Consider the following 6,005-nt stretch of genomic DNA (forward strand, 5'->3'; position numbering starts at 1 on the left):
GTCTCGCGGATCACCCCGCCGCCGAGGCAGATCTCGCCATCGTAGAGGACCAGCGACTGACCGGGAGTGACGGCGCGCTGGGAGTCATCGAAACGCACCTCCACCCCGCCGTCGGCGGTGACGCGCATCCGGCAGGGCACGTCGGCCTGCCGGTAGCGGGTCTTGGCGGTGTAGCGGCCTTCGGCGGCCGGTGGCGTGCCGGCCACCCAGTCCATGGGCTCGGTGGCCAGCGAGTCGGTATAGAGCAGCGGGTGATGCTTGCCCTGCACGGCGACGAGCACGTTGCGCTCGAGGTCCTTGGCGGCGACGTACCAGGGGGCGTCCGGGTGGTGGGCGAGCCCGCCAATGCCCAGACCCTGGCGCTGTCCCAGGGTGTAGTACATCAGCCCCATGTGCTCGCCGATCACCTCGCCCTCGGGGGTCTCGATCATGCCGGGCTGGGCGGGCAGGTACTGCTTGAGGAAGTCGCGGAAGCGGCGCTCGCCGATGAAGCAGATCCCCGTCGAGTCCTTCTTGCGCGCGGTGACCAGGTCATGGCGCTCGGCGATGGCGCGCACCTCGGGCTTCTCCAACTCGCCCACCGGGAAGAGGGTGCGGGCGATGGCGGCCTCGGGCACAGCGTGCAGGAAGTAGCTCTGGTCCTTGTTGGGATCGAGCCCCTTGAGCAGCCGCGGGCGGCCATCGCGTATCCCACCGCGAACATAGTGGCCGGTGGCGATCTTCTCGGCGCCGAGCATCTCGGCATACTCGAGGAACACCTTGAACTTGATCTCGCGGTTGCAGAGGATGTCCGGATTGGGCGTGCGGCCCGCCTGGTACTCGGCCAAAAAGTGCTCGAAGACGTTGTCCCAGTACTCGGCGGCGAAGTTGGCGGTATGCAGCTTGATGCCGAGCTTCTCGCACACGGCCTCGGCGTCGGCCAGGTCGGCCTTGGCAGTGCAGTACTCCGTGCCGTCATCCTCGTCCCAGTTCTTCATGAACAGGCCTTCGACGTCGAAGCCCTGCTCCAGCAACAGCAGGGCGGACACGGAGGAGTCGACGCCGCCGGACATGCCGACGATCACCTTGCCTGTGGTGGCGGTCATGGGCGCTCTCGAATCGGGTATGGCTCAAATGGGCAGGGATTATACACGATACTGCCTTCGAGCTTCGAGCTTCGAGCTTCGAGCTTCGAGCTCGCTCATGGCCCGATGCTCGCAGCCCGCAGCCGCTCCTAGCGTTCGTGTATCACATCCATGGGATAGAAACGGCTCGCCAGGGCGTCGCGGACGCGCCGCAGCACCAGCGGGCTGCGCAGGCGGCCTTCTCGGTCCAGCGCCTCGAGCTCGTCGAGGGTCAGCCAGTGCACGGCGAGGATGGCCGGGTCCAGCTCATTGCCTAGATGGGCCAGCGCCATGCCGAAGAAACCATGACTGTGGAAGGTGAGGCCATCCGGCGTGTGATAGACGTACATGCCCAGGTAGTCGGTGATGCCCACTTGCCAGGCGGTCTCCTCGCGCAGCTCGCGCAGGGCGGCCTCCTGGATGCGTTCGCCGGGTTCCAGATGACCGGCGGGCTGGTTGAAGAGGCTCTCGGGCCCGCCACGGTCCTCCTCCACCATCAGGAAGCGCCCGGCTCGCTCCACCACGGTGGCCACGCTGATATAGGGCTGCCAGCGGCTCATCGGCGGCCTCCTTTTGGTCGGCCCCGGCGAGCGCCTGTCGACGGTCTGCGTGGGGCATGAAGGGTCTCGCGGCGCCACTCGCCCGGGGCCAGGCCATCCAGGCGCCAGGGACCGATGGCCACCCGTACCAGGCGCAGGGTGGGGTGGCCGACGTGGGCCGTCATGCGGCGGATCTGGCGGTTGCGCCCCTCGGTAATGGTTAGTTCCAGCCAGGCGGTGACCGGATGGCGCCGTGGGTCCAGGGGTGGGTCGCGCTCGGGCAGATCGCTCGACACCAGCCGACGCACCTTCGCCGGGCGCGTCCTGCCGTCCTTGAGCTCCACCCCCTCGCGAAGGGCCTGCAGGGCGGCATCGCTCGGCTCTCCTTCCACCTGGACGCGGTACGTCTTGGGCTGCTTGTGGCGGGGGTCGCTGATGCGGTGGATCAGCTCACCGTCGTCGCTGAGCAGCAGCAGCCCCTCGGAGTCATGGTCGAGTCGACCCGCCGGGTAGATGCCGGGTACGTCGATGCTATCGGCCAGGGTCGCACGGCATTTCCCGTCCGGGGCCTTCCGGTCGGTGAACTGGGAGAGCATGCGATAGGGCTTGTGTAACAGGTAGAGGGTGCTCATTCGACCAAGGTCTTGCTACCATGGATTGTCGACAAATCTGACCTCAAGCCTACTCCGTTCCGGCGGGTGAATGCTATACTCCGCGCTCCACTGAACAGACCAGACAGGGGAGTTCTCAATGGGGTTTCAGAAAATCGTCCTGCCCGAGGGCGGCCAGAAAATCACCATCAATGCCGATAACAGCCTGAACGTGCCGAATGAGCCGGTCATCCCGTATATCGAAGGTGACGGTATCGGTATCGACGTGACGCCGGCCATGATGATCGCCATCGATTCTGCCGTGAAGAAGGCCTATAACGGCGAGCGCAAGATCCACTGGATGGAAGTCTACGCCGGTGAGAAGGCCACCCAGGTCTATGACGCCGACACCTGGCTGCCTGAAGAGACCCTGGAGGCTGTCAAGGACTATGTCGTCTCCATCAAGGGGCCGCTGACCACGCCAGTGGGCGGTGGTATCCGCTCCCTCAATGTTGCCCTGCGCCAGAAGCTTGACCTCTATGTCTGCCAGCGTCCGGTTCGCTGGTTCGAAGGTGTGCCGAGCCCGGTCAAGAAGCCGGCCGACGTGGACATGGTCATCTTCCGCGAGAACTCCGAGGACATCTACGCCGGCATCGAGTGGAAGGCCGGAACCCCGGAGGCCGACAAGGTCATCAAGTTCCTGCGCGAGGAGATGGGTGTTCAGAACATCCGCTTCCCCGAAAACTGCGGCATCGGCGTCAAGCCGGTCTCCGTCGAGGGCACCAAGCGTCTGGTGCGCCAGGCCCTGCAGTACACCATCGACAACGACCGCGAGTCGCTGACCCTGGTGCACAAGGGCAACATCATGAAGTTCACCGAAGGCTCCTTCAAGGATTGGGGTTACGAGCTCGCCAAGGAAGAGTTCGGTGCCGAGCTGCTCGACGGCGGCCCGTGGATGACGATGAAGAACCCCAACAACGGGAAGGAGATCGTCATCAAGGACGTCATCGCCGACGCCATGCTGCAGCAGATCCTGCTGCGTCCGGCCGAGTACGACGTCATTGCCACCCTGAACCTCAACGGTGACTACATCTCCGATGCCCTGGCGGCCGAAGTGGGCGGTATCGGCATTGCGCCGGGCGCCAACCTTTCCGACGCCGTGGCCATGTTCGAGGCCACCCACGGCACCGCGCCGAAGTACGCCGGCCAGGACAAGGTCAACCCGGGCTCGCTGATCCTCTCTGCCGAGATGATGCTGCGCCATATGGGCTGGGTCGAGGCCGCCGACCTGGTGCTCAAGGGCATGGAGAAGGCCATTTCCAAGGGCGAAGTCACCTACGACTTCCATCGACAGATGGACGATGCCAAGCTTCTCAAGTGCTCCGAGTTCGGTCAGGCCGTCGCCGATAACATGTAAGTCGCGACGCTGGACCCGGGGCCCCCGTCCGCCACTCGGCGGATGGGGGCCCTTTGCGTTGAGGTGTCCTGGTATCGAACCCAGGCGGTGAACTCTGCCGGCGCGGTGGCGTCCAATTACGGTTGAGATGATAGGCGGCGTCCGGCTTGTCGAGATGGATAGTGGCTCTTATGTTCAGTAGAGACGATGAGGTGGCGCGGCAAGTGGTGATGGCGTCCACGTTAGGGGGCATGACTCGGCCTCCCGGCCCCGAGGAGGAGGACGATGGCGACCTGTCGGTGCAGCATGCCGACCCGGAAGTGGCGCGCCCTCCCCTCTACAAGGTAGTGCTGCACAACGATGACTTCACTCCCATGGAGTTCGTGGTGGAGGTGTTGCAGACCTTTTTTCATATGGACAGCGAGTCCGCGGTGCAGGTGATGCTGACCGTGCACACCCGGGGCAAGGCCACCTGTGGTGTCTTTACTCGCGATATCGCGGAAACCAAAAGCCATCAGGTCAATCAATATGCAAGAGAGTGTCAGCATCCGCTGCTGTGCGATATCGAGGCAGCGGACTGAGCGGCATGGTCGAAGAGGGACAGCGACGGTCCTGCGTTGAAGGGAGACTTGCAACGGCGCCGTTTGTACCCGATGTTGATGATGCCGGACCATGAATGATCCGACGCAAAGCCCTGAGCGGCGAGAAGGGGACTGCCATGCTGAGTAAAGAACTTGAACTGACCCTGAACACGGCCTTCACCGTGGCCCGCTCCAAGCGCCACGAGTTCATGACCGTGGAACACCTGCTGCTGGCGCTGCTCGACAACGCCTCGGCGGCGGATGTGCTGCGTGCCTGCGGGGCCAACCTCGACAAGCTGCGGTCCGACCTGCAGGATTTCATCAATTCCACCACGCCGCTGATTCCCGAGGATCAGACGGATCGAGAGACCCAGCCGACTCTGGGCTTCCAGCGTGTGCTCCAGCGTGCCGTCTTCCATGTCCAGTCTTCGGGCAAGAGTGAGGTCACCGGCGCCAACGTGCTGGTGGCGATCTTCTCCGAGCAGGAGAGCCAGGCGGTCTACTTCCTCAAGCAGCAGAACGTGGCGCGGGTCGATGCCGTCAACTACATCGCCCACGGCATCTCCAAGGTGGCCGGTCATGGCCAGAGCCAGTCATCGCCCTCACCCGAGGCCGAAGAGGCCGAAGAGGGCGGTGCCGAGACCGGCTCCAACCCGCTTACCAGCTATGCCTCCAACCTCAATGAGCAGGCGCGGCTGGGCAAGATCGATCCACTGATCGGTCGCGACCACGAACTCGAGCGGGTAGTGCAGATCCTGGCTCGCCGGCGCAAGAACAACCCCCTGCTGGTTGGCGAGGCCGGCGTCGGCAAGACCGCCATCGCCGAGGGATTGGCCAAGCGTGTCGTCGAGGAGGACGTGCCCGACGTCATCAGTGATGCGGTGGTCTACTCCCTGGACATGGGCGCCCTGCTGGCCGGCACCAAGTATCGCGGCGATTTCGAGAAGCGCCTCAAGAACCTGCTGGCCGAACTGCGCAAGCAGCCCAACGCCATCCTGTTCATCGACGAGATTCACACCGTGATCGGTGCCGGTGCCGCTTCCGGCGGGGTGATGGATGCGTCCAATCTGCTCAAGCCACTGCTCTCTTCGGGAGAGCTGCGCTGCATCGGCTCCACCACCTTCCAGGAGTACCGCGGCATCTTCGAGAAGGACCGTGCCCTGGCGCGCCGTTTCCAGAAGGTCGACATCATGGCGCCCTCGGTGGAGGACACCACCCGCATCCTCAAGGGGCTGCGCTCGCGCTTCGAGGAGCACCACCAGCTGAAGTATACCGATGCGGCTCTTGAGAGCGCCGCGCGGCTGTCGGATCGCTACATCAATGATCGCCATCTGCCCGACAAGGCGATCGACGTGATCGACGAGGCGGGTGCCCACCAGCGACTGCTGCCCCCGGAGGTTCGCGTGGACACCATCGACGTCGACCAGGTCGAGGCAGTGGTGGCCTCCATCGCGCGGATTCCACCGAAGAGTGTCTCCAGTTCCGACCGCAAGCTGCTGGCCAATATCGATCGCGACCTGAAGATGCTGGTCTTCGGCCAGGATGAAGCCATCGATAGTCTCGCCGCGGCGATCAAGCTGTCGCGAGCGGGACTCAAGTCGCCGGACAAGCCAGTAGGGAGTTTCCTGTTTGCCGGCCCGACCGGGGTAGGCAAGACCGAGGTGGCCCGGCAGCTGTCGCATATCATGGGCATCGAGCTGGTGCGCTTCGACATGTCCGAGTACATGGAGCGACACACCGTATCGCGGCTGATCGGTGCGCCCCCCGGCTATGTCGGCTACGACCAGGGGGGTCTG

Annotated in this window: 6 protein-coding genes; 3 read left to right on the plus strand and 3 right to left on the minus strand. The window is 64.2% G+C overall.

Annotation, left to right across the window (positions count from 1 at the left end; genetic code table 11):
- The 3 genes from mnmA to RI841_RS13585 all read right to left on the minus strand — a co-directional run.
- Window positions 1-1,085, minus strand: a 1,085-nt coding sequence (gene mnmA / locus RI841_RS13575; protein WP_310706165.1) for a tRNA 2-thiouridine(34) synthase MnmA, incomplete at its 3' end; no start/stop codon positions are given.
- A 128-nt stretch (window positions 1,086-1,213) separates the two neighbouring features.
- The gene (locus tag RI841_RS13580) at window positions 1,214-1,663 is read right to left on the minus strand and encodes an NUDIX hydrolase (protein WP_310706166.1); all 450 of its coding nucleotides are present in this window, start codon (window positions 1,661-1,663) and stop codon (window positions 1,214-1,216) included.
- On the minus strand, window positions 1,660-2,274 hold the full coding sequence (locus tag RI841_RS13585) for a pseudouridine synthase (protein WP_310706167.1): 615 nt from the start codon (window positions 2,272-2,274) through the stop codon (window positions 1,660-1,662). Before RI841_RS13585 ends, RI841_RS13580 begins: the two co-directional genes overlap by 4 nt.
- Window positions 2,275-2,392: 118 nt before the next feature.
- On the opposite strand from RI841_RS13585, the gene icd reads away from it, so the two are divergent.
- The 3 genes from icd to RI841_RS13600 all read left to right on the plus strand — a co-directional run.
- Window positions 2,393-3,649, plus strand: coding sequence for an NADP-dependent isocitrate dehydrogenase (icd, locus tag RI841_RS13590; RefSeq protein WP_310706168.1), 1,257 nt, complete (start codon window positions 2,393-2,395; stop codon window positions 3,647-3,649).
- 230 nt (window positions 3,650-3,879) lie between these two features.
- Window positions 3,880-4,209 carry an ATP-dependent Clp protease adapter ClpS gene (gene clpS / locus RI841_RS13595; protein ID WP_310706169.1) on the plus strand — a complete coding sequence of 110 codons (330 nt, stop codon included), beginning with the start codon at window positions 3,880-3,882 and terminating at the stop codon, window positions 4,207-4,209.
- 137 nt (window positions 4,210-4,346) lie between these two features.
- Window positions 4,347-6,005: AAA family ATPase (locus RI841_RS13600; protein WP_310706170.1), on the plus strand; the 1,659-nt coding region annotated here is incomplete at its 3' end.

Origin of the sequence: Halomonas sp., assembly GCF_031581305.1 — a bacterium.
Lineage (GTDB): Bacteria > Pseudomonadota > Gammaproteobacteria > Pseudomonadales > Halomonadaceae > Halomonas.